Source organism: Pirellulales bacterium, assembly GCA_035939775.1.
Classification (GTDB): domain Bacteria; phylum Planctomycetota; class Planctomycetia; order Pirellulales; family DATAWG01; genus DASZFO01.
Window position 1 is genome coordinate 15,588 of sequence record DASZFO010000336.1, and the last position, 25,097, is coordinate 40,684.

Consider the following 25,097-nt stretch of genomic DNA (forward strand, 5'->3'; position numbering starts at 1 on the left):
CTAAACTTCGGTGATTAGCCTTTCATACTTCGTACTTTGTACTTCGTACTTAGAAGTCATGCCGCTCAAGACTCACGCTGACGAAGATCCGGTGCTCAATGTGACGTCGATGATCGATGTCATCTTGGTGCTCACCATCTTCTTCATGGTGGCCACGAAGTTTCGCGAGGACGAGCGGAAGCTCGATCTCAAGGTGCCGGTCGTCAGCAATCAAGGTGCGCTCACGACCGCTCCCGAGCCGAAGGTGGTCAACGTCTATCAGGACGGCCATGTCTCGCTCGGGACGAAGCCGGTGAGCCTCGACGAGCTGACGAAATTGCTCGCCGCGGCCCACGCCCAATACAAGAAGTTGACGGTGCTGATCCGCGGCGACAAACTCGCCACCCATGGCCGCATGACCGAGGTCTACAACGCTTGCCAGCGGGCGGGCGTCGCCGAGCTGGCGATTTCGGTCAAGCTCGACACTGCGAAAAGATAGCGCGGAAGAGGTAGCGCATGGGATCGTTTTGGGATCAGCTTCGGCATCTCTTCGGCGGTCCGCAATTGCCGTGGACGATCCTTTGGCTGGGGCTGGCGGCGCTGATCGTCGGACTGATCGTGCTGACGCGCACGAGTTGGGGCCAATCGCACCCGCTGCACAAATGCGCCGCGATGTCGCTTCTGGCTCATCTGCTCTTGGCCGCCTACGCCACCACGGTGCAAATCGTCACCGCCGGCTCGCCCGAAGGACTTGCTGACCACGGACCGGTGAGCATGGTCTTGGTCAACGATAGCGGCGATGCGGCAGAGAGCACAGCCGGCGCGAAAGCGCAAAACGCCTGGGACAAATTGGTTGCCGGCGCCGCAACGATCCCCGACGTGATGCACCTCGATCATCCCGAGCCGCTGGCCGCCACCGCGCCGCCGCAGCCCGCGCTAGTTCGCGATCCGTTGGCGGCCAAGCCGTTGCTCGATCCATCGCCGGCCATGTTGGCCTCGCTGGTCAAGCCAACCGCCGATCCGGGCGCAGCCGCGACGGCCTCGCATCTGGAACCGGCCGCGGAGATCGAGGTTCCAACTCCTCGCGCTCCGCAGCCGGCGGCTGCCACGAAGCCCGATGCTGCCGGGCCAGACCGCCAGCCGATCTCGCCGAACGATCATGCGGCAGCGGCAAGCGATCCCGACGGTTCGCTTGTCGCCTCGGTCGACAAACCGAAGACGCTCGTCCCCAGCCCGGATGCGCTGTCTACGCCGCCCGAGCTGATCGGCGTCAAAACCGCCGCGCAGCTATCGTCCAGCGGAACCGACAAGGCGGTCGGCCCCACTCCGGTCGCGCCGGCATCGATCGATTCCGCCGCCGACAACAAAGCCGGCATGGATGCAACACCCGGAAACGCCAAGGCCGGCGGCAATGCGGCATCCGAGAATCACGGTCCAACGGGTCCCGGCGAAAGCCGGCTCGTCATGGTGCCAGTTCCCGGCACCGCAGGAGCATCCTCGGGCAACTCCGCAACCGGCGCGGCGACCGAACCGAAGGTTTATCGCGATCGAACGGCCAGCGATCGGACGGGCATCGTGCTTCGTCATGGCGGCTCGCCGGAAACTGAGGCCGCCGTGCAAGCCGCTCTTAAATGGCTGGCCACTCACCAAAGCACTGACGGCCATTGGGACGCCGACAAATACGGCGCTGGCCGCGAAGACCGCGTCCTCGGGCAAGATCGCCAGGGCGCCGGCGCCCGGGCCCACACCGCGATGACCGGCCTGGCGCTATTAGCCTTGCTCGGCAGCGGAAACACGCACCTCGAAGGGCCGTACGCCGACAACGTCCGCCGCGGGCTGAACTATCTGATCAGCGTGCAAGGGACGGACGGCAATCTTGGCGGGCAAGCCGAAAAGTTTGCCTTCATGTATTCTCACGGCATCGCCAGCTTCGCGTTGAGCGAGTCCTACGCCATGACTCACGATCGCCGGCTCGAACCGCCCCTCCGCGCCGCGATCGGCTACACGCTCGCCGCTCAGCACCCGGTCACCGGCGGCTGGCGCTATCAACCGCATGAGACCGGGGATACGAGCCAACTCGGCTGGCAGTTAATGTCGCTCAAGAGCGCCGAGTTGGCCGGGATTCCGATGCCGGAGACCACGCGTGCCGGCGTGGTGCGGTTCTTGAAGAGCGTCGCCTCGGGCACCAGCGGCGGGCTGGGGAGCTATCGCCCGAACGAAATGCCCAGCCACGCGATGACGGCCGAGGCGCTCGTCTGCCGGCAGTTTCTCGGCATGTCGCGCGACAATCCGGCCGCCGGTGAGGCGGGAGATTATCTGCTGGGAGAACTGCCGAGCCGCGACCACGTCAATCTCTATTATTGGTATTACGGCACGCTTGGGATGTATCAATTGCAAGGCGACCGTTGGCAGCGCTGGAACGAGTCGCTGCAAGCGGCGCTCGTCGGCCAGCAGGTGACGGAAGGAGATTCGGCCGGAAGCTGGGATCCCAAATGCATCTGGGGCGGCTACGGCGGCCGGATTTACAGCACCGCGATGTCGGCCCTCTGTCTGGAGGTCTACTACCGCTTCCTGCCGCTTTACAACGCCGAACCCAACGGCGCGGCAAAGCCCCAAGACGCCCCGTGACCCGCAAGTCATGGCTGGCGCATGGGATGCGTCGGTCCGAATTCTCGCGGCCGACTTGGCCGACAGTTTGACAACCCTATCGGCACTGGTACAATTGCATGGTGCCGGGCGTTGCTGTGGCGATCCGGCCATGCAAGGCTGTTGCCTTTAGGCACTTTGCGCCTTTCTCCACACCCACCGCGGAACGTTTTTTAGAGACTCCCCATGCCTGCCTTGTTTGCTTTCCTGCCCGGCGGAATGGACATGCTAATTCTCCTGTTTGTTGTCCTGCTCCTGTTCGGCAATCGCCTGCCGAGCGTCATGCGGAGTCTGGGGCAAGGCGTCACCGAGTTCAAGAAGGGTGTCGCCGGGATCGAAGAAGATCGCGACGAGCATCGGCCCAACGACCCCGGCCGCAAAATCGACGACAACCGGAAGACGCCCGAAGAACGTCCCGCTTAGTTCAGTCACATTGCTTCGGCCGTAACCTGCGGATCGTGTTGGCTCGTTTTCTTGGATGAGTGATGTTGATCGGTGGTGCGATGCTCTTTGCATTTTTGCCTGGCCCGAGCGATATGATGGTCATTGGCGTGGTGGCCGTGCTACTCTTCGGCAAGAATTTGCCGCAGGTGGCGCGGCAAGCAGGCCGCGCACTTTCCGAGCTGAAAAAGGGGATGGCCGGCATCCAATCGGAACTCAACTCGGCGATCTACGACAGCGATACCTCAAGCCGCGACACCTCTAGTAGCAGCTATCGACAGCCATCGTCGTCGTACTCTTCGTACCGCGATGACGACGACCGCGACGAGCAAACCGCCCCAAAGTTCGAGCCGCCTCCGGCGGAGCCATCGATTGAAGGGCCGCGGGCGTGACGCACGGGACCTCCGGCTCTAGCCGCTCTCATCGCCGGAGATTAAGATCAGCTAATCGGGCGGCTAGCTCAGTTGGTTAGAGCGCTATCCTCACACGGTAGAAGTCACAGGTTCGAATCCTGTGCCGCCCATTCGCCCGATGCGAGCCAGCCACGGGGACGCGACTCGTTTCGATTTCAAAGTCGTGTTTTCCGTTGTCTGCCGCACGTCCTCTTTCCTGTCCATCGGCCCGGGCTCGAGTCATCATTATCCCAACGACGGCGCAATGACTTCGACCCACCGGCGCACATCCTGCGGTTTACTTGCCCTCGCATTCTTCGCCTGGCTCTCGAGCGGATCCAGTGCCGCCGCCGCTGGGCTGACGATCGTGCCGACCTATGATTCGAGCGTCACGGGCCTTTCCAACTTCGCCCAGATCCAAAACGCGGTCAACTACGTTACCCAGGAGTTCCAGAGCTACTATTCCGATCAGATCACGGTCAACATCACGATCAAGGCGGTTGACGGAACAAGCGTTTTTGGCAAATCCTCGTTTAGTCTCGTTGGAACGACTTACAGCGATATCCGCAATAAGCTTGTGACCACCGCAACCACGTCCGCCGACAGCGTCGCGGTCGGCAGCGGTGGCTCCGTTGGCTCGGCCGATCCGACCGGTGGCGGCCAATTTTGGCTGGCCCGCGCACAGGCGAAGGCGTTCGGCGTGATCGGCGCCTCGGATCCCGCCAACGACGGCACATTCACGTTTGGCACCGGCAACCCATTCACTTTCGATCCGAACAACCGCGCTGCTGCCAATACGTTTGATTTCATCGGGGTGACCGAGCACGAGTTCTCCGAAATCCTAGGGCGAATCCCAGGGCTGAATCAGTCCCTTGGCGGTACTCCACCTCAATACGCTTACTACGCCTACGATCTTTTCCGATACACGGCGCCCGGCGTGCGAAGTCTCAATACGACCGACACGAATGTCTACTTCTCGCTCGATTCGGGTACGACGAGCCTAAGAAACTACAACGGTCCCGCCGCCGGCGGGGACCTTCAGGATTGGGCCTCTGGCCAGGGCGCGGATGCCGCGAATGCGTCGATTAACGGCTCTACGAGGAATCCCTTCACGTCGGTCGATGTCACGACTCTAGACGTGGTTGGCTACCACGCGACGACGGCCCTGGGCATTTTCACGAGCCCCGTCGGCGGCAACAACGTGGCGATCAATCAATCCTCGACCTCGACGATCTCGCTCGAGGCCGCGCCGCCAACCTACTTCGACCTGACGACTACAGGCACTGGTTCGACCACGCTCCGACAAACCGCCACGACTCGCTATCCGCTCTACGTGACGGACGCGCTCCAAGTCGCGAACAACTCGAACCTGTTTCTCGGCGAGAGCACGGGGAATCCCGTGACGCTCAACACGACGAATGTAGTAATCAAAGACTCGGGCGATCTGCGCATTCAATCCGGCTCGCTTCTGAACGGCGCGGCCGGGAGCATTGGCAATGCCGCTCAATCTTCGCCGGCCAAGATCGTAGTCACCGGCTCTGGCTCGACATGGACCAACAGCGGAAACTTGAATGTGGGGGACACCGGCAGCGGAAGCCTGTATGTACTTAACGGCGGTGCGGTGGCGACTGCCGGTGCTTCGATCGGCGCCAACACCGGCGCGACCGGCGTCGTCAACATCAACGGCGCCACGTCGTCATGGACCACGACTGGCCTGCTCGCAATGAGCGCGGCAAGCACGCTGAACCTCAACGGCGGCACCGTGCAGGCCGGCGGCTTTGGTACGACCTCGGCGACCTCCGCCACCATCAATCTCAACGGCGGAACTTTGAGCAGTCCCGGTTGGAGCGCCGGCTCGAATACGACGCTCAACTTCAACGGCGGCGCATTGCAAGCCGCCGCCAACTCGAGCGCGTTCCTGGGCGCATTGCCGGCCAATCAAGTCATCCTCTACGCCGGCGGCGCGACGATCGACACGAACGGCAACAGTATCACGATCCCGCAGAATCTGACCAACGCCGCCAACCGCGGCGTCAGCGCCGTGACGATTTTGACTCCCGACATCACAAATGTATTTGCTTCGCCTCCCGCGGTGACGTTCAGCGCCGGCGGCGCCTCGGGGTATGCCACCTTGGATTCCAATGGACATATCTCGGCGATCGTCGTGACCAACCCGGGCAGCTTCACCACGGCGCCCACCGCCACGGTCACCGGCTCGTCGGCCGTGCTGACTGTCGCCACCAGCCCGAATAGCACCGGCGGCCTGACCAAGATCGGCGCGGGACGATTGACTCTCGCCGCTCCGGTTTACTCGGGAAATACGGTGGTCAACGGCGGGACGCTGCGGTTCGCTAATGCCGACGCGGCGAGCATTGCCGCGGGAGCGACCGCAACGATCTCCGCTGGCGCGACCTTGGAACTGGCCGGCGCGGTATCGGCCTTGTCGTCCGGAACTCATCGCGTGAACATCATGAACAGCGGCGCGACTCCCGCGGGACTGCTCGTCTCCGGCATCCATCAACAAGTCGGCAACATCGACGGCGCGGGCGTCACCCAGGTCAACGCCGGGAGCGATCTGACGGCCAATCACATCGTGCAAAGCGCTCTGGTAATCGGCGGCTCGTCCTTCAGCCACGCACTGGTGACGATCGACGCTTCAGATTCGAGCGGCAATCCGCTCGACGCAGCTTTCGGCGAATCCCAAACCCAGTTGTCGGCGGAAGCGAGCAGCATGGTCTTGGCCGGTTCACTCGCGTCGGATAGCCCGTTTGAAGCGGGCATTGGCTCGCCCGGCTCGATCGGCGACTTAGAAACGAGCGGTTCAAGTCTTGCTAGTTCAGCGCTTGGCAGTGCGATCGCCGGCGGAGACGCGTCATCGGTCCCCGAGCCTTCGACCTTCGTGCTTATAATGATGGCCGCGATTTCGTTGGCCGTTCTCGCTCGACGCGCGGTACGCCGTGTAGGGAACCCGCCGTGGCGGGTTCCCTACACCGCATCACGCAATCCCATTTAATGGAGATCATCATGGCACGCTATTTACCGAAATCCACGTGGTCCACCATGGCGCTTCTCGCCGCGGTGACACTATTCCCCGCCGCCGCGGCCTGGAGCGCCGAGCCATCGACCATCGATGCTGAAGGAGCGCTCAAGCGGCTCTTGGAGGGGAACGCCCGTTTTGTCGAGGGCAAGTTGCACTCGCCAACGGCCGCGGAAGTCGTCAAACGCCGCGCTGAGGTCGCGCATTCGCAGAAGCCCTTCGCGATCATCGTCAGTTGCTCGGATTCGCGGGTTGGGCCGGAGATCGTCTTCGATCAGGGGATCGGCGACATCTTCGTGGTTCGCACGGCCGGAGAGGTGGTGGACAACGCCGCGCTGGGGAGCATCGAATACGCCGTCGCGCATCTCGGCGCGCCGCTGGTAGTGGTGCTCGGCCACGAGCGCTGCGGCGCAGTGTCGGCGGCGGTGGCGGGCGCCAAAGAGCCGGGCCACATCGCCGACGTGCTCAAAGCGATCCAGCCGGCCGTCGATGAGACCAAGGGCAAGCCCGGTGACGCGGTCGACAACGCGATTCGGGCCAACGCACTCGACGTGGCCGCGCACTTGCAAGCCACCGGCCCAATCCTCGCCGAGCAGGTGAAAAGCGGCCGTCTTAAGATCATGGGCGCCTATATCTCCCTCGATACGGGCAAAGTCGAGATGCTTGAGCGTGGGAAGAAATGATCCGATCTGATCGGATCGGCTCGTAACGTCCCAGTGACCAGTTAGTGAGGCGTCCATGTCGCGAGTTTCCCGCAATTTCTGGCTCCTCGCGGTCGCTTTTCTTTCGCTGCTCCCCGTCGCGGCGCGGGCGGCGACGCCGCACGTTTATGTCGTCCTGTGGTTCGACACGGAAGACTACATATTGCCGGCCGATGACGACGCCGCCCTGCATATCGCGGACTTTCTGACGCGAGTGAACATCCGCGGCACATTCAAGCTGGTTGGCGAAAAAGCCCGCACGCTCGAGCGCCGCGGCCGCAGCGACGTGATCGAGGCGCTGAAGAAGCACGAGATCGGCTATCACTCGAACTTCCACAGCGTTCAGCCGACGCCCGCCGTCTATCTCGACGCGCTCGGTTGGGATGACGGCGTGGCGGAGTTTGACCGCCGCGAGCGGCCCGGTTTCGACGACGTCAAGCGAATCTTCGGCGCGCCCCCCACCTGTTATGGCCAGCCCGGCAGCTCGTGGGCGCCGCAAGCCCTCGGCGCGATGCGGCAATGGGGGATGAAGGTCTATCTCGATGCCGGCCAACACGTCGGCCTCGATGGCAAGCCCTTCTATTACTGCGGGCTGCTCAACATCTACCAGATCGCGCATATGCCGCGGGCCGATCTCAACAACCCGAGCGCCCTGACGGAGGCCGAGGGCAATTTCAGCGCGGCCCGCAAGCAACTTCAGGCCGAAGGGGGCGGCCTGATCAGCATCATCTACCATCCGTGCGAGTTCGTGCACAAAGAGTTTTGGGACGGCGTCAACTTCCGCAACGGCGCCAACCCGCCCCGTGAAAAGTGGAAGCTGCCGAGGGCCAAGACTCCCGAGGAAACGCGAGTTTCTTATGAAGTCTTCGAGAACTACGTCCGGTTCATGCAGCATTTCGACGACGTGAAGTTCATCACGGCGAGCGGCGCGGCCCGCCTTTACGCCGACGCGGCAATCAACCGCACTTGGAAGACGGCGGACGTAAAAGAGCTGGCCGCCGCGGTCGGTGACGAACCTTGTTTCCAGCAGCACGAAGGCTACGCGCTATCGGCCGCGGAAGTCTTCGCGATCTTGAGCCAGTTCGTGACAGCCCGCGCTGCGGGACACGATCCCGAGATTCAATATCCTGGCAGTCCCTATGGACCGAGCAGCCCGGTAGCGCCGCTCGACGCGCCCGTCACTGTTGAAGGTGAGCAATTCCTTCGTTCCACGGCGGACGCGGCCGATTCAATTCGAGCGCACGAGCGAATACCGTCAACCGTATGGCTAGGGAGTCGCGCCGTGCCCGCCGAGGCGTTTCTCCGGTCACTGGCCCTGGTCGCTTTGAACATGGCCGACGGCAAACCGGTCCCGGCCACGGTCGAGATCAAGCCGGCTCGGCTGGCGGCTGTGAAGTACGTCGCCGACGACAACCCCGGTCTCTGGAAATGGGTGATCTTCCCGCCGAATTTCCACGCTCCGAACGTCATGGCCTTGGCCAAGCGGCAAGCCTGGACGTTGAAGCCGGCCTTTCGAAACGACACATCGGCCGAATGATGCAGCAGATGTTTTCTCGACTAGGATCATCCGCAGATTGCGCAGATTTTCATAGATTGAGAAATGTCAAATCTGTGTTCATCTGCGAAGTCTGTCGATCATTCTTCTTGACTGCCGCGACTCGAACTAGGAATGAATCACGTTCGCCGCGCGCCTTTTAGTCAGGCCCCCAAATAGAATCATCGTCAGCCCATTGCACCAGGAGTTCGGCCCGTGATTTGAGCAGGGGCGCAAGTTCGCGGTTCGAGTGCGGTCCAGGGATCCGAACACCCTCAAATTCTTGGCCGTCGTTCCACGCTTCAACTTGCTTGAGCCAACGCTCCGCGATCACTCGCAGCGCAAGCCGCGGGTGCTGGGGAGCTATGATATCCGCGGCCGAGATATAGTCGGTCGGAAGGTCGCCGCAGATCACCCACCAACCGATCCATTCTGGCCTCGCCCGGCTCTCGATGGCCCAGATCGAAACGTAGGGCAGGACATGCCAAGCGGGCCATTCACCGATGCGTCCATGCTCAACGCCTTCTGATCGAAGGTACTCGGCAACTCGCGTTCGCTGCTCATCGCACCATCGTTCTTCGTCATCGTGATCCGGAGCATTCATTGTCCGCCCATTGGAAGACAAAAAAGGAACAGGTTTAATGACCAGAAGTGGGACCGAGGTTCGCTTTAGTTGGCGCGGCGGTGGATCGTTGATGCAAGTTTGAGTCTCGTTGCACGTTCGCTGGCGCAATCGGCTGAGACGATGATCCACTCTCCGCCGGCACTTCCGCCACCGTCATGAAGCCCATGAACATCTCGTCCCATGTTTGCAGGCCGAATTTGACTTGTTTCGTCGGGTCGGGGTTCGTCGGGTTGCGGGCAGAGTTGTCGAAGCCGCCGGAGCAGATCACCCAGGTGCCGGCTGGGATGCGCTTCGGCTCGGCCAGGCGATGGCCGCTTTGCCAGTTGAAATCGTAGTGCGGCACGGAGAGGGCCGTCTCGCGCGTGCCGTCGGGGTAGAGGAACTGGAATTTGAACCATGAGCCGCGCAAGTGCATGTGCGGGCCGAGGTCGTAGAGCAAGGCGTCGCGCTTGAAGCAGTAAAAGCAAGAATGCTGGGCGTTCGATTCGCCGGGCGGAATGACGAGATCGCGGCACTCGCAGCCCCGTACCTCCAGCCGCATCTTCGGCGGCTCTTTGGCCAGGTACAGGCCCATCTCGCTTTGATCGGATTGCGGCTCGCCGTTGGTCGTGTAGTGCATCTCGAAGTTGAACCGCGCGCCCTTGGGGAGGAAGATGCCGGTGCCGGCCGGGAATTCCCCTTGCGGCACGCCCGGCGCCCAGGTGCTGATGAAATACGATTCGCTGGGTATGTCCTTGTAGTCTTGTGGATAGCGGACGCGGACGATGACGTGGTGCACGACCTTCGCGTTGTCCGGCCGGCAGACGGCGGCGCGGAGCCAGCCATCTTGCGGCATCGTGAAGTCAGCATCGAGATAGCGGTAGTCGAGCACGCCGGTGGCCGGGATCGTTTGCCGGCTCGGCAGCTTCACGACGAAATCGGGTTCGCCGAGAGCCCACTTCGCGGTGGGGGGCGCTGGAGCGGCCAGCGGATCGTCTCCGTCGCCCCGATTGCAGCCGTGTTCGATCCACTTCAAGAGCGTGCGAGCTTCAGCGGCCGACAGCGAGCAGTCGTTCGCGAATTTGCCGAACCGCGGATCGGCGTCCCACGGCGGCATGCGGCGATCGAGCACGACTTCCTGCATCATCGCCGACCATTGCTTCACCGCGTCGTAGCCGTCAAGCGCGAACGGCCCGATATGCCCGGCGCTGTGGCAGGCGACGCATTTCCTTTCGAGCAGCGGAGCGATCTGTTTGCTGTACGATGGTTCACGCTCCCCCAGCGTCGAGTCAAAGCTGATCAGGCAGCCTTGCGGCGGCGTCTTGGGATTAGCGACCGGCTTGCCGTCTAGAAACTCCGCCAGGGCCGAGTGCAAGTAATTCTCCGTCGGCTTCGGCTTTTGCGCACCGGGGACCATCTGATCGTCGATCGCGCCGCGATAGAGGATGGTCATGTTCTTCGCGTCGATCGCGATCGCCTCGCAAGTGCGCTTGACGCCGAAATAGTGCGTCACCAATTGGTCGCTATCTCGCAACAGCGGCAGCACGCCGAGGCGCGCCGTCAGCACTTGTTGCCTCAAGTCTTCTCGGTCGCCCAGCGCCAGCGGCATGGGCATCAGCCCGGAAAGATTGGAAAGCACCCGCGCTCGGCGAATTTCGTTGTCGGCGTCCGGTCCGTCGCGCGGGATCAGATCGGCCAGGACGCCGCGGGCCGCCAGATTGCCGATCACCTCGACGAATCTGTCCTTCGGGTCTCCTTGCGGCATCGAATTGATGAGCCAGACGATAACGCCTTTGTCTTTGAATTCGGCTTGCAGCGCTTCGACCTTGCTCATGCTCTGCCGGGCAATGGGGCAATCGAGGCCGACGAAGTACAGCACGACGACGCGCGCGTCGGCCCGCCGCAGCTCGTAATACTTGCCCCGGTAGTCGAGCAAGCTGAAGTTGACGACCGAATCGGCCTCGCTGGCGTTAAGGCGCGGCGCCCGCCGGCCACTCGCCCCCGCGCCGCTCGTCTCGGCGGCGATTGCGGAGGATGCGAATAGCACGAGGAGACCCATCAGCGGCAAGCACCGTAAGATCCGAATCATGAGAGCATTCCGATTTGAAATACGTTTGTTCGATAGATCAATTAGGTCGCCGCCGCTGGCCGCTTCGGGCATTATCGTCCGCCGCAAGCATCCTGAGCAAGAGACGCCAAATGCCGATACATTGGGACGCCGAATTCTCCTTACGATCGATTGAGATGCCGGCACTGACCGACTTCGCTGGGCAACGCCCCTTGGGGCAATTCTCGAACACTTTATTCTTGCCAATGCCGGAGGCGGGTTTTAGCATACTGGGGTGCCGGCTAAGCACCTCAAACGTAGGAGTGCCTCATGTGCGTGTCTCATCGGTTCGCCGTCGCGCAGGCCGCCGCTTGTCCGCGGCGCAGCCTATTGGGTGCGTTCAGGATTCTGCTGTTCGTGTTGTCGGCCGTTGGTGCGGCCGGATCCAATGCGCTGGCCGGCACTAACGGCACCTGGATTGACGCGACGAGCGGCGGGCTTTGGTCGGCCAACGCCAATTGGTCGGGCGGCAATATCGCCAACGGGACCGACGGAATCGCCGACTTCAGCACGCTCAACATCACGGCCGACAACACCGTCCATCTCGACTCGGCGCGCACAATCGGTCAACTGAAATTCGGCGATACGACCCCGAGCAACAACTGGATCCTCGACAACAACGGCAATGCAGCCGATATCCTCACGCTTGCAGTCTCGTCCGGCAGTCCGACGATTACGGTCAATAACGACACGGCAACGGTCAACTTGGTGCTAGCCGGCACGCAGGGCCTTACCAAAATCGGTGCCGGCGACCTGCTCCTCGACGATGGCAACACATTCACCGGCGCCGTTGCAATCAATGCGGGCACGCTGGCGCTCGGCAACTCGGGCGCGTTGGGGGGCACGTCCAACGCTGTCAGCGTAAACATCGGCGGCACACTGGATCTCGGCGGCCAGACGATCGGGGCGAACACCATGAACATTCAAGGCGCCGGCGTCGGCAGCAATGGCGCGCTTGTCAACGGCAGCACGACGGCGGCCAGCTACGCCGGGACGATCACCGCCAACGCACCCTTCACGGTCGGCGGCACGGGCGATCTTACGCTGAGCGGCAGCGTCAACACCGCGGTCAATGTACTCACTAAGATCGGCAACAACACGCTCACCTTAAGCGGCACGACGGACAATAACAACCTCCAACTCGTGGTCAACAGCGGCACGGTCGTCCTAGGTAAGATGAGCAACAGTAGCGCGCACGCCGTCGGCAGCCCTGGCCTGACGGTCAACGGCGGCACCGTCCAACTTGGCGGGACCGGCGGAGATCAGATCTATGACTTCGCCCCCGTTACGGTCACCAGCGGTACGTTCGACACCAACGGCCGGAACGAGACCTTCTCGACCCTTTTCCTCCAGGGGACGGGCATCGGAGGCGCCGGCGCATTACAGATCACCGGCTTCAATCAATTCTCGACGATCACGCCCACAAATGGCACGGTGCTGACTGGCAACGCCACCATCGGCGTTAGCATCGCTTCCGCTCTCACGCTCAGCAACGCCGTCAGTGGAAATTTCGCGCTCACCAAAGCGGGTCCCGGCGAGCTGCTGCTGAACGGCACGAACAGCTTCAGTGGCGGCCTCACGGTTCAAAGCGGCGGGCTCGGCGTCAGCACCCTCAACAACGCCGGCACCAATGGTCCCTTGGGCAATAACGCGAGCGTTACGCTCGGTTCCAGTGGCCAGACCGGCACGCTTTTTTACGGGGGTGGCACGACGTCGAGCAACATGCCGTTCGTACTGGCCACAGCGGGGACCGGCGCGTTTTACGTGGAAACTGGCGGCGTCAATCTTACACTCAATGGCGCCATCAGCGGCGGCGGCGCTCTTCTCGAAGACGTCGGCGACTTGACCCTCGCCGGCAACAACACCTTCACCGGCGGCGTGACAATCCTTTTCGGCACGCTCCAACTCGGCAACCCCGGCGCCCTCAATTCGAGTTCTCCTAATCCCGTCGCCTTCAGCAACGGCAGTGGAGGCAGCACGGGCACTCTGAGTCTCAATGGCAACAGCGTCACCGTCAGTGGTCTCACGGCTGCCACCGGGGGGGCCCCCGTTGTCCAAGACGCCAACGCCGCTTCGGCAGTCCTGACGGTCAATAATTCTGCCGCCAACACATACGCGGGCACGCTGCAAGATGGTCCCGGCGGCGGAAGCTTGGGACTAACGAAGTCGGGAAGCGGGACGCTGACTCTTGGCGGCAACAATACCTTCACCGGCGGCGTGACGATCAACGCCGGCAATCTCCAGATCGGAAATCCCGGCGCGCTCAATTCCAGTGCTCCTAATTTCGTTACCTTCGGGCCGTCCAGCACCGGAACGTTGAGCCTCAACGGCAACAGCGTCGCGATCAGCGGTCTCTTCAGCAACAGCGGCGCTCCGGTCATTCAGAACGCCAATAATGGAACGGCCGCAACGCTCACGATCAACAACGCCGGATTCAACTACTACGGCGGCACGTTGCAGGACGGGGCCGGCAGCACCCCGCTGTCGCTCGTCAAAAACGGCAACGGCCTGATCAATCTCGGCGGCGCCACCATGACCTTTACTGGAAGTGTAACGATCAACGCCGGCGACCTGCAAATCCCCACCAGCAACAACTTGACCGGCGGTGTGACGATCAACGGGAGTTCCATCCTCGAATTGATTGGCGGCAGCGGAGGCATATCGCCCGGCGTCGTCACGTTCGGCCCGGGCAGCACGGGCACTCTTTCGGTGGGCGTCAGCGGCACGATCGGCGGGTTGAACACCAATGCCGGCATGGTCGGCGCCCCCGTCGTCATGAGCAGCGCGTTTTCGTCGACGCTGACAATCAACAACTCGACGAGCAACACCTACGCGGGCGTTATGCAAGATGGCGTCAGCACGGCGCTATCGCTGGCAAAAAGCGGCGCCGGCGCGCTGACCCTTAGCGGGAATAATACGTTCACGGGCACGACGACCGTCAACGCCGGCACGCTGATTCTTGGCAATCCGAACGCCTTAGGCGGCACGGCGGGCGGCACCATCGTTGCCAGTGGGGCCACACTGGACCTCGGCGGTCAGACCGTTGGCGCCGAGCCGTTAACGATCATGGGCAGCGGTGTCGGAGGCAATGGCGCGCTAGTGAATGGCAGCGCTAACCCCGCCAGCTTTGCCGGAACCATCACCGAAAGCGGCCCATTCACGGTCGGCGGCGCCGGCGATATCACGCTCAGCGGGAGCATCAACTCCGCCGTCAACACGCTAACTAAAATCGGCGCCGGCACGCTAACCTTAATCAATCAGAACGTGAGCAACTGCCCGATCAACGTAAATGCCGGCACACTTGCCCTAAGCGGCGGAACGCTTACGGGAGCGCTGAACAATTCCGCCAACGTCGTGCTCAACAGTGGCACATTCGGCGGCCCATCGTTAGCGAATTCCGGCACGTTCACCTACAACGGCGGTACGTTCAACGGCCGGTTGATTAACGCCGGAACGGCAATCTTTAACGCCGATTTCACCGCCGGCAACGGGATGGAGAACGATGCCAACGTGTCAATTCCTTCCGGCCGAACGATCACGCTCAATGGCCAGGGGCTCGACAACGAGGGGACGCTCACGATAGCCGGCGGAACGCTCAATCTCAGCACCGACGCCAGCGCCGCCAACCTCAATCGTGGCAACATCAATATCTCCGTCGCGGTCCCCTTCAACCTCAACGGCGCGAGGTTGACGAACCTCGGCACTCTCAATGTGAATGGCGGCTTGATGAGCGGCACCGCTGCCCTGCTGACTAACGGCCCGGGCGGCACCGTCTCCGGCCCCGGCACGATCACCAGCCCCTTCACCAACAGTGGCGGACTTGTGGCGGTCACCGGCGGCACGCTGAACATCACCCAGCCCTTCCCCAACTCGGGCGCGATCCAGTTGTCCGCCATCACGGCCGCGCTCGGCGGCGGAGCGATCAATAACACGGGCACCATCAACGGCTTCGGCAATCTGGGCAATGCGGTCACGAACTCCGGCACAGGCACGATCGAACCCTTCGGCGGCATCCTCTACCTTGGCGGCTCGCTTTTCAACCAGGCCGGCGGGACGATCCGAATCGGCACGGGCAATAAACTGCTGGTCATCCCCGGTTTACCTACGAACGGCAGCCTCATCAATCTCACCGGCGGCACGTTCGACAACGGCGGCCAGCCGCTCAACAACTTGGGCCAGATCAGCGGCTACGGCACTTTCGCGACCGGCGGGACCGGACTGGACAACAACGGCAGTATTACGTTTTCTGGCGGCGTCACCACCGTCAATGGCCCCGTCACGAACGAGAATGGGAAGACGATTGTCGTGGCCTACAATCCGGCCATCTTCACTGGACTCGTCACGAATAACGGGGGCGGGACATTCAACATCATCAACACCACGGCCGTCTTTGCCGGCGGGTCGAGCGGTACCTTCGGCGGCACGTTCACCAACAACGCCAATTCCGCGTTCTCCGAAGGGGGCAGCGGGATTCTGGAGGCCGACGGCGCTCCGACGCTCGGTTCGGCCAGTTCGCTGGCCGTCAACGATTCGAGCACGTTGCGCTTCAAGGCCACGTCCGGCGCGGCCACCATCGGCACGGGCGTCACCGCGATGGTCAATAACGGTGCGACCTTGGAACTGGCCGGCTCCGTTTCGGCGCTTAGCAGCGGGTCCAGCCGAGTGAACATCACGAACAATAGCAGCGCCGCTGCGGGCATCCTCGTCTCTGGCACGCACCAGCAAGTCGGCGGCATCGACGGTAGCGGCACCACGCAGGTCAATGCGGGAAGCGACTTGACGGCCAATCACATTGTTCAAAGCGCGCTCATAATCGGCGGCACTGCCGGCAGCCCCGGCCTCGTGATAACCGACGCCTCGGACTCAAGTGGAAACCCGCTGGCCGAGTCCTTGCAGCCAAGTGGTCCCTTCGCTGTCGGCGCGGCGGGTTTTTCGAGCTTGGATCCTCCTAGCGCAGCGGGCTTCAGCGGCGATCCGATTCCGGCCGGTCCGCCGGTGGAAGGCGCGAATCTCGGCGGCAGCCCTTCCGCCGTGCCGGAGCCTTCCGGGCTGCTGTTGCTGGCTCTTGGCGGCGCCATTTGCCTGCTCCTTGGTCGCGGGAACTTTTCGCGCTCGGCCGTCGTCTGACTCGTGTTGGCCAATCTCGAACCACGAAAGGAGTAGGACCATGCGCCTTGCGCTCTCGGTCACCATCACTATTTCTCTGTCTCTTTTGACTGCTCGAAGCGCCGTTGCCATGGGGGGCACGCTGACGACGCCCAGCATCTCGGTTTCCGCAGCGTCGGGTCGCGATGCCAAGGACTGGCTAGCGGTGCTGGCCAACAAGAAATACAAATTCATCGTCGGCGACTTCATCAACGCCACGACGAACCTCTACTATGCCGGCGATACTGTTAGCCTGAACTCGTTCCTGTCCGACCTCGCGGCCGTCGACGGCACCGAGATCGAGGTGATGTTTTCCAAGGAATCGAAGGATGCATCGTCTGCGTTCGGGAGCGACCAAGGACACACCGGTCCCTGCCAGTGGCAGATCCAACATCTGGGATACTCACCGGAGTTGTTTCACGTTACGGTCTTTCTGGGAGATGGCAAGATCGACATCGCCCAACTCGCGCTCCCGCCAATCCGGAGCGAAAAAGCCAAGCCGGCAGACGGAGGCGCCGCCCCGCCAAAACCAAAGACCGACTTGGATCAAAAGAATCGCCCCTAGCGCCGGCACGCCCTCTATTCCGCGCGCACGGCGGCGACGGCGAGTTGTTGGAATGCCTCGCGGACTTCCGAGGCGTCGCTGTTGCCGAAATCGTTCCGCTGGACCATCAACACGAGGATCAGCTCGCGCTTCGGGTCGATCCAGCCTTGGGTGCCAAACGCGCCGCCGTGGCCGAACGTGCCCGGGGAGAGCATCCGGGTGATCCCTTGTGGCTGGCGGACAATGCACCAGCCCAATCCCCAGCCGTTGCCCGGCGTGAAACCGGTGACAATTTCGCCCGTCTGCACGCGGGTCATCTGCTCGACAGCCGCTCGAGAGACGACATGACTACCGGGCCCATTTAACTGGCCGTCGAGTGGGTTAGCGCTGTGGATCAACCGGCCAAGGGCCATTTGATAGAACCGGGCCATGTCGGACGCCGTCGAGTACAGGCCGCCGGACGGGCTCGGCGTGCGGCGCTGAGCCGGATCGGCGGATGAGAAAGTTCTTTCTACGGCCTCCAACTCGCCGTCCTTGGTGCGATGGTACATGGTCGCTAGGCGCAGCCGCGCTTTGGTGTCTGGAAAAAACGTCGTGTCGGTCATCTTCAGCGGCTCGAAGATGCGCTCCCGCAGGAATTCGTCATAGGGTTTCCCCGACACGGCCTCGATGATCGCGCCGCACACCGTGATTCCATCGCTATACTTCCACTTGGAGCCAGGCTCGAACTGAAGCGGCTCGGCGGCAATTCGTTCCGCAGTCTCGCGGAGCGACGTGGCCGCTCCCCGCCCTTTCCCGTTGGGCGAACTGATCCCCGCGGTATGGGTCATCAGGTCGCGGATCGTGATCGGCCGAGCCGGCGGATGATCGCCGAGCCGCACATCCTTGAATTGCGGGATGTATTTCGAGACCGGATCGTCCACCGAGAGCTTTCCTTCGTCTTGGAGGATCATGATCGCGGTGGCCGTGATCGGCTTCGTCATCGATGCGATCGCGAACAGGGAGTCGATCGTCATCGGACGGTCGTGGGCGATGTCGGCCGACCCGACTGCCTCGAGATGGACCACCACTCCCGACCGCGCCACGAACGTCACCGCCCCGGCGATCTGTTTATCGGCGACGAATTGCCGCATCCGCGGGCCGATCTTCGCTAGCTTGTCGGCATCCATTCCGACGGCGTCCGGCGCGCTCGGTTGAAGGGCCGTCCCGTGCGATTCTGCGGCGCGCAACCGGTTGAACGAAATGGCGACAGCAGCGATTAGAATCAGTGGAGCGATTCGATTCTGAATGGCGTTCATTTCAAATCCGCCTTTGTGGAGATGAGGATTAGTGATCCAAGCCAGTATCAGCATAGCGCAGTGCCAAGCCGCCGACAATCCTGTCGGCATACTTGGCACTGGCCCAGTTCAAGGCGCATAATGTGCGTGCGCGATTTGGACCATTGCTCATAAACCGGGAGACCCAGGCCATGGCAATCGACGAAGCGAAGATGCAGGCGTTTCTTGGTCAGGCGGTCGGGGACATCGGAGCGGCGATGAGCGCCGTGCTGGCGCTGATCGGCGACAAGCTGGGATTGTATAAAGCGATGGCCGGCGCCGGGCCGCTGAGCGCGGCGGAACTCGCCCGGCGAACCGGCACCTCCGAGCGCTATATTCGCGAATGGCTCGGGAATCAGGCGGCCGGCGGGTATGTCAGTTACGATCCGACGACCGAGACGTACACGCTCCCGCCTGAGCAGGCCGCGGCGCTTGCCGATGAGACGAGCCCGTTTTTCGTGTCGGGCGCGTTTCAAGTGATTGCCGCCATGTTCAAGGCCGAGCCGAAGATGGTAGAAAACTTTCGCAGCGGCGGCGGGCTGGCCTGGGGCGAGCACGACTGCCAACTCTTCGCCGGCACCGAGCGGTTCTTTCGGCCGAACTATCGCGGGAACCTGATCGCCTCGTGGATTCCGGCCTTGACCGGGGTCCGCGAAAAACTGACCGCGGGGGGTAAAGTGGCCGACGTCGGTTGCGGGCACGGTGCCTCGACCATTCTGATGGCCGAATCGTTTCCCAAGAGCCGTTTCTTCGGATTCGATAATCATGCCGCGTCGATCGAGACGGCGCGCAAGCGGGCGGCCGAAGCGGGCGTGGCGGACCGAGTGACGTTCGACGTCGCCGGATCGACTGACTACCCCGGCCGCGACTTCGATTTCGTCGCCCATTTCGACTGTCTGCACGATATGGGAGACCCGGTTGGGGCGGCGCGGCACGTCGCGGAAACGCTCGGTCGCGATGGCGCATGGATGGTGGTCGAGCCGCTGGCCAGCGACCGAGTCGAGGAGAACCTGAATCCGGTCGGGCGGGTGTTTTACGCCGCGTCGACGATGATCTGCGTGCCGGCTTCGCTCGCCTATCACGGGCCGGCGCTCGGCGCGCAAGCCGGGGAAGCGCGGCTGCGAGAAGTGATCACCGCCGGCGGATTCACGCGCCTGCGCCGCGCGGCCCAGACGCCGTTCAATCTGGTGCTCGAAGCGCGGCTTTAGAATAAGAGGCCCTCACAAAACGTGGCACTGCTTGACGGCTGCCATCCCGAGCGGAGTTCCCGCCAAGCAACGGCAGCCGTCAAGCAGTGTCACTCGGCGACGACGGTCAGGGAGAGAATGTGATGACGCTAGAGGACGCATGGCGACTGCTTTTTTTGCCGCCGAAGTGCGCGATTGCCCGCGTTTTCGCGGGGCGGACGCGGCGGGCGACGTGGCCTCTGATTGCGGCCCTTTCCGTGCTGGCCTGCGGGCGAGTTCCGATTTTTGCCGCGGAGCCCGTCAACTTGGCCTTGAACAAGCCGGCATCGAGTTCGTCGATTGAGAACGATGAGCACGACGCGGCCAAGGCGAACGACGGCGATGCGGAGACTCGCTGGTCCGCCGACGACGAACCGGAGGGAGGGCCGGAGTGGTGGCAGGTCGATCTCGAAAAACCCTTCGACCTCTCCGGTTGCCAGATCCGCTGGCCTTTCGACGGAAAAAGATACCGCTACAAGGTCGAAGGCTCGACCGACGGTAAGCACTGGTCGCTGCTGAGCGACCAATCAAAAACCACCTCCACATCGCAGCTTCACGACCTCAAGTTCGAGCATGCTCGCCAGGTCCGTCGCGTGAAGATCACCGTGACGGAGCTTGATGAGGGCTGCTGGGCGGGCATTAGTGAAGTCAAAGTCTTCGGCATCCAACATTCAGAAGGAACATCACGATGAAACTCGCGATTCCACTCTCGCTCATATTGCTTTTCTTCGCCGCGGCGGGGCCAGCCGCCGCCGAGCCGTCGAAACCCAACCTCATCTTCGTTCTTGCCGACGATCTGGGCATTGATGGAGTAAGCTGCTACGGCGCCGACAAGCACCAGACTCCGCATATCGATGCGCTGGCGGAATCCGGCCTCCGCTTTCGTACTTGCTATGCGTCCCCCCTGTGCGGGCCGTCGCGCTGTCTGCTGATGACGGGGCGTTACGCCTATCACACCGGCGGATTGACCAACGAGTCGTGGCGCGCCGGCGGGCCGGGAGCGAAGTCGGCCGACGAATATCCGATGGCCAGGCTGTTGAAGCAGGCCGGCTACGCCACGGGACAAGCCGGCAAATGGCGGCAAGTGGGCGAGGCGCCGAGCGACTGGGGATTCGACGAATACCTTACGGACAACACCGCCAACGGCTGGTATTGGGAAACCAGGTACAACAAGAACGGCCAAGCCCTCAATCTTCCGGAGGGCACCTACGGCCCCGACGTCATCCAGGACTTCACGTTCGATTTTCTCCGGCGGCACAAGGACAAGCCGTTTTTCTTCTATTACGCGATGCACCTCGTACATAAGCCCACGCTTCGCACGCCGGATACGGCGCAAGGCACGAAGAACATCGACAAGCTCTACGACGACAACATCCGCTACATGGACAAGCAGCTTGGCGCGCTCGTGGCCGAATTGGAAAAGCTGGGGCTGCGGCAGAACACGCTCGTCATCTTCTCCGGCGATAACGGGACCGCCGCCGGTTACCCGGCGCCCGTGCAAGGCCGGATGGTCAACGGCTGGAAAGGGAGCATGCTCGAAGGCGGATCGCGCGTTCCGCTTATTGCAAGCTGGCCCGCCGTGACGCCCAAGGGAAAGGTGCTCGACGACATCATCAGTTTTGCCGATCCGTATGCCACGTTCGCCGAGCTTGCCGAAGTGAAGCCGCCGGCGGGATTCAAGACCGACGGCCAGAGTTTCGCTGCGCAGCTTCGCGGCGCGGCAGGCACGCCCCGGGCGTGGGCCTTCGTCCAGCTCGGCGCTCACTGGTATGTCCGCGAGCCGGGATTCAAGCTGAACGAGGCGGGCAAGTTCTTCGACATGAGCGACGCGCCGTTCGTCGAGAAGCCCGTCGATCCGGCCAGCGGCAACGAGCAAAGCAAAGCCGCGAGGCAGCGGCTCTCCGCGGTCTTGGCGGAACTGAACCCTGCCGCCGGTAAGACTGACCGGGAGAACGACGGTCCCCGCAGGAACAATCGCGTCGCCGTCTCCGGATCGGCCAGCGCGGTCGGCCCATGGAAATCGGGTGACAGCTTGCCCAGCGCGGAAGCGCCGAGCATCGGTGGGAAGGCGCTCGAAGTCTCGGCGGAGATCGAGGCGGAGGGAACCGAAGGCGTGATTGTGTCGCAGGGGGGGCCTGCCCGCGGCTATGCCATTTATCTCACCAAGGGGAAGCTCGCCTTTGCGGTTCGGCAAGGCACGGAACTGACAGCCATCAACGCCAAAGATCCGTTGGGAAATGGCCATTTCGTAATCCAAGCGGCACTCCGTCAAGACGGCGCCATGACGATCTCAGTCGACGGAAAGCAAGTGGCCGAAGGCATGGCAAACGGCCTGATCCGACAGCAACCCGGTGCAGGGCTCACGGTTGGTTCGTCAGGAAAGGCGGCGGTCGGCGAGTATACCGCTCCCAATCCCTTCGAGGGCAAAGTAACCAACGTCCGCGTCAAGGCCACCGCCGCCGCGAAGGAAAAGTGATCGAGACTGCCTGAACCACTTCCCGCTTGACGAGCGACCTTTTCTAGAAGCAGTTTCAAAACCGCAGGGGACTGTCCCCGTTTTGCGCAGTCTTCGGAGTAAAATGGGGACTGTCCCCGTCGCCCCAGCGGTTTTGAAACTGCTTCTAGTGACAAGACGTTTTCGAGGTAGACAACCATGAGCGGCCCACGGAAGACAGCCATCGTGACCGGAGCTTCGCAGGGGATCGGCGCGGGAATCGTGAAAGCGTTCGTCGAACGGGGTTTCAACGTCGTTGCAAATTCGCGGAAAGTGACCCAATCCACCGAGGTCGCGGCTTCCGACCACGTCGCTCTGGTGGACGGCCACATCGGTGACCCGACGACTGCCGCCAAGATCGTCGAGACGGCGCTGTCTCGCTTCAAGTCGATCGACGTGCTGGTCAATAACGCCGGCATCTTCTTCACCAAGCCGTTCACGGATTACACGTCCGACGACTTCAAGTCGCTGGTCTCGACGAATCTCGAAGGTTTCCTGTACATCACGCAACTCGCCATCAAGCAGATGCTGGCGCAAAAGACGGGCGGGAGCATCGTCACGATCACGGCGGCCCTTGCTCGCAACCCGATCCGGGGCGTCACGGCGGCGGTGCCGATGATCACCAAAGGGGGTCTTGAAACGATCACCCAGCACTTGGCGATGGAGTACGCGAAGGACGGCATCCGCGTGAACGCCGTCGCGCCGGGCGCTGTCTACACGCCGCTTCACCGCGACACTCCGAAGGACGTGATGGAGAGCCTGTCGCCGATGGGTCGGCCTTCGACGGTCCAGGAAATCACGGACGCCGTCATCTACCTTACCGACGCCGCGACGGTCACTGGTGACATCCTATACGTTGATGGCGGCGCTCATTTCGGCCGCTGGTGATTGAAAGGAGCTTGCGGGGATGACCCTTACGTCGACCCTCTCCCAGCGGGAGAGGGAGGTTGCGACGGGGATGGTCCCCGCCGGATTCGTCAGGCGATCTATTTGTCGTCCGGTTTCCTCTCGTCGTCGGATTTCTTGGCGAGGTCCGGTTTGTTTTCGTCGGCCGGCTTCTTCGCGCCGTCGGGCTTCTTCTCTTCATCCGGCTTCGTCGCGTCGGCGGGCTTGGTCGCCTCGTCCGGCTTTTTTGCATCCGGCGAGTTGGCGTCGCCATCCGATTTCTTTTTGAGCTTCGCCTTGGCGGCATCTTCTTCGCTGAGCAACTCGCGGACCGGCTTTTTCTCCTTGTAGCTATCGAGTTCCTTTTGGAGCTGTTCCTTGATGGCCGGGTCGTTGGCTTCCGGATCGGTTCCGGAGCGGGCCACCTCGACGGCCTTCGACGACCATTTGATGGCCGTCTCGAAGTCGCCCGTCTCGGCGTAGGCGGCGCCCAACGTGCTCAGAATATGGGCCTTTTTGTAGTTTTCCTCGTCGCACGACTTCTTGGCCATCTCGAGCGAACGCTTACCGTCTCGAAGTTTCTCGTCGGGTGAGGTGGCCAGCACCCAGGCGAAATTATTCAGCAGCCCCGAGTCGTCCGGCGCTGATTTGAACGCCTCCTCGTAGTCCTTGATCGCCTCGACGTGTTTGCCGACGTTGAGATAGGCATCGGCGCGAGCGCGATAGATCTGCCAGCTCTTCTTTTCCGCGTAGTCCAGCGCACTGTTGTACTTCCCGATCGCCTTGGTGTATTCCTTGTTGATCGAATACAACTGGCCGATCTGGTAGAGCAGTTCCGCGTTCTTGGGCATGATCTTGAGCAGCTCTTCGAGTTCGGCGATGGCCTGGTCGTAGTCGCCGGCGCCGGCCGAGATCGCCGCATCGAGCGCTCGGGCGTCGATCACGTCGGGTAGATCGGGGTGTGTCTTGAGCACCGCCTCGACGTCGGCCTTCGCCCTCTTCAAGTCCCCGGCTTGCTGATGAACCCGCGCCCGCGCCAGCAGCACGGTCGCGCTGTCGGGATCGATCTTCAAGGCCGTTTCCAAATCCTCGAGGGCCCCCTTCATGTCTTTCTGCTGCGCTCGCACTCGGGCCCGCTGGATATACGGCTCGACCGAGTTGGGCTGCAAATTAATGGCCTTGTCGTAACTTTCAATCGCCTTCTCGGGCTGCTTGAGCTGAAACAAGACCATGCCGCGAACTTCATAGAGCCGCGGGTTCTGCTGCGGGTTCGCGGCATCGGCCTTGATGAGCGCGTCGAGGTCCTTGAGCGCATCGTCGTATTTCTTCTTGCCGATGAGCAGCACGGCCCGAACTTGGAGGGCTTCCTGATCTTCCGGCTTAAGCTGAAGCGCCTCGCTCAGGTCGGCAAGCTGCTTGTCGGAGTCGTCCGAGACGGATGCCCGCACCACGAGCGCCGCCGCGGCGAGCGCCGGCTCGTCGATCTTGTTGATCAGTTTCACGGCCTGTTCCGCGGCCGCGAGGGCCTTGGCTCGATCCCCGTCGGGCAGAGCTTGCAGTTTGGCGATCATCAACTGGGCGGTGCCGGATTTCTGATCGCGGGTGACGACTTTGTCGAGATCGACCAGGGCCGAATCGCGAAGTTGCTTCCAACGCTGGGTGACCCCCTCCTTCTGGGCGAAGATGGCCTGGGTCAGGATCGTGCCGCGCTGGAGCAACGTGCTCGTGTAAAGATCATTCGCGAACTGGGTGTTAGCGGGGCTCAGCCCCTTCTTCATCGCCGATTCGCAAAGCTTGAGCACGTCGGCCAAGTCGTCGAGGTTTTCGGACGAAAGCTTTTTCTCTGTCGCCTTGTCCAAATCCTCCTGGCCGTCATTTTCGCCGGCTCGCAATCGCGCGGCGCAGACGAACAGGGCGGCAAATAGCAGCGCGAAGGGCAGGTAGCGTTTCATCGAATGGCACTCCGTCGGAAAAGTTTCCCCAATGCGCATATTATTACAGTTCAGAGGTATGCCGCCAAGCGAGAATCGGAGGTCGGACCGTTGG

16 protein-coding genes and 1 tRNA gene are annotated in these 25,097 nt (G+C 62.2%); 14 read left to right on the forward strand and 3 right to left on the reverse strand.

Annotated elements, in window-relative coordinates; translation table 11 throughout:
- The first annotated feature begins 58 nt into the window (after positions 1–58).
- The 8 genes from VGY55_21445 to VGY55_21480 all read left to right on the forward strand — a co-directional run bounded on the left by VGY55_21445 (position 59) and on the right by VGY55_21480 (position 8,733).
- Positions 59–478 carry a biopolymer transporter ExbD gene (locus VGY55_21445; GenBank protein HEV2972547.1) on the forward strand — a complete coding sequence of 140 codons (420 nt, stop codon included), beginning with the start codon at positions 59–61 and terminating at the stop codon, positions 476–478.
- A gap of 17 nt (positions 479–495) precedes the next feature.
- Positions 496–2,607 (forward strand): hypothetical protein, encoded by a 2,112-nt coding sequence (locus tag VGY55_21450; GenBank protein ID HEV2972548.1) that lies wholly within the window; start codon positions 496–498, stop codon positions 2,605–2,607.
- 204 nt (positions 2,608–2,811) lie between these two features.
- Positions 2,812–3,048, forward strand: coding sequence for a twin-arginine translocase TatA/TatE family subunit (locus VGY55_21455; protein HEV2972549.1), 237 nt, complete (start codon positions 2,812–2,814; stop codon positions 3,046–3,048).
- A 62-nt stretch (positions 3,049–3,110) separates the two neighbouring features.
- Positions 3,111–3,458 (forward strand): twin-arginine translocase TatA/TatE family subunit, encoded by a 348-nt coding sequence (locus tag VGY55_21460; GenBank protein ID HEV2972550.1) that lies wholly within the window; start codon positions 3,111–3,113, stop codon positions 3,456–3,458.
- A 57-nt stretch (positions 3,459–3,515) separates the two neighbouring features.
- A tRNA-Val gene (locus tag VGY55_21465) sits at positions 3,516–3,589 on the forward strand.
- A gap of 134 nt (positions 3,590–3,723) precedes the next feature.
- Positions 3,724–6,471 carry an NF038122 family metalloprotease gene (locus VGY55_21470; GenBank protein HEV2972551.1) on the forward strand — a complete coding sequence of 916 codons (2,748 nt, stop codon included), beginning with the start codon at positions 3,724–3,726 and terminating at the stop codon, positions 6,469–6,471.
- 11 nt (positions 6,472–6,482) lie between these two features.
- On the forward strand, positions 6,483–7,178 hold the full coding sequence (locus VGY55_21475) for a carbonic anhydrase (protein HEV2972552.1): 696 nt from the start codon (positions 6,483–6,485) through the stop codon (positions 7,176–7,178).
- A gap of 55 nt (positions 7,179–7,233) precedes the next feature.
- The gene (locus tag VGY55_21480; GenBank protein ID HEV2972553.1) at positions 7,234–8,733 is read left to right on the forward strand and encodes a hypothetical protein; all 1,500 of its coding nucleotides are present in this window, start codon (positions 7,234–7,236) and stop codon (positions 8,731–8,733) included.
- A 635-nt stretch (positions 8,734–9,368) separates the two neighbouring features.
- On the opposite strand, the gene VGY55_21485 is transcribed toward VGY55_21480, so the two are convergent.
- Positions 9,369–11,423 carry a redoxin domain-containing protein gene (locus VGY55_21485; GenBank protein ID HEV2972554.1) on the reverse strand — a complete coding sequence of 685 codons (2,055 nt, stop codon included), beginning with the start codon at positions 11,421–11,423 and terminating at the stop codon, positions 9,369–9,371.
- Between the two features lie 288 nt (positions 11,424–11,711).
- Between VGY55_21485 and VGY55_21490 the strand changes: the two genes are divergently transcribed.
- On the forward strand, positions 11,712–16,568 hold the full coding sequence (locus tag VGY55_21490) for an autotransporter-associated beta strand repeat-containing protein (protein ID HEV2972555.1): 4,857 nt from the start codon (positions 11,712–11,714) through the stop codon (positions 16,566–16,568).
- A gap of 40 nt (positions 16,569–16,608) precedes the next feature.
- Positions 16,609–17,151, forward strand: a complete 543-nt coding sequence (locus VGY55_21495) for a hypothetical protein (GenBank protein ID HEV2972556.1) — start codon at positions 16,609–16,611, stop codon at positions 17,149–17,151.
- A gap of 14 nt (positions 17,152–17,165) precedes the next feature.
- Here the strand turns inward: VGY55_21495 and VGY55_21500 are convergent, their stop codons facing one another.
- The gene (locus VGY55_21500) at positions 17,166–18,428 is read right to left on the reverse strand and encodes a serine hydrolase domain-containing protein (GenBank protein HEV2972557.1); all 1,263 of its coding nucleotides are present in this window, start codon (positions 18,426–18,428) and stop codon (positions 17,166–17,168) included.
- Positions 18,429–18,598: 170 nt separating this feature from the next.
- Between VGY55_21500 and VGY55_21505 the strand changes: the two genes are divergently transcribed.
- The 4 genes from VGY55_21505 (at position 18,599) to VGY55_21520 (ending at position 23,054) form a co-directional block, all read left to right on the forward strand.
- Complete coding sequence (locus tag VGY55_21505; protein HEV2972558.1) at positions 18,599–19,654, forward strand: class I SAM-dependent methyltransferase; 1,056 nt, start codon at positions 18,599–18,601, stop codon at positions 19,652–19,654.
- Between the two features lie 122 nt (positions 19,655–19,776).
- Complete coding sequence (locus VGY55_21510; GenBank protein ID HEV2972559.1) at positions 19,777–20,364, forward strand: discoidin domain-containing protein; 588 nt, start codon at positions 19,777–19,779, stop codon at positions 20,362–20,364.
- Entirely contained in the window at positions 20,361–22,148 is a 1,788-nt protein-coding gene (locus VGY55_21515; protein HEV2972560.1) for a sulfatase-like hydrolase/transferase, read from the forward strand. Before VGY55_21510 ends, VGY55_21515 begins: the two co-directional genes overlap by 4 nt.
- 177 nt (positions 22,149–22,325) lie before the next feature.
- On the forward strand, positions 22,326–23,054 hold the full coding sequence (locus tag VGY55_21520) for an SDR family oxidoreductase (protein ID HEV2972561.1): 729 nt from the start codon (positions 22,326–22,328) through the stop codon (positions 23,052–23,054).
- Positions 23,055–23,152: 98 nt separating this feature from the next.
- Here the strand turns inward: VGY55_21520 and VGY55_21525 are convergent, their stop codons facing one another.
- Positions 23,153–25,003 (reverse strand): tetratricopeptide repeat protein, encoded by a 1,851-nt coding sequence (locus VGY55_21525; GenBank protein ID HEV2972562.1) that lies wholly within the window; start codon positions 25,001–25,003, stop codon positions 23,153–23,155.
- Positions 25,004–25,097: the final 94 nt, after the last annotated feature.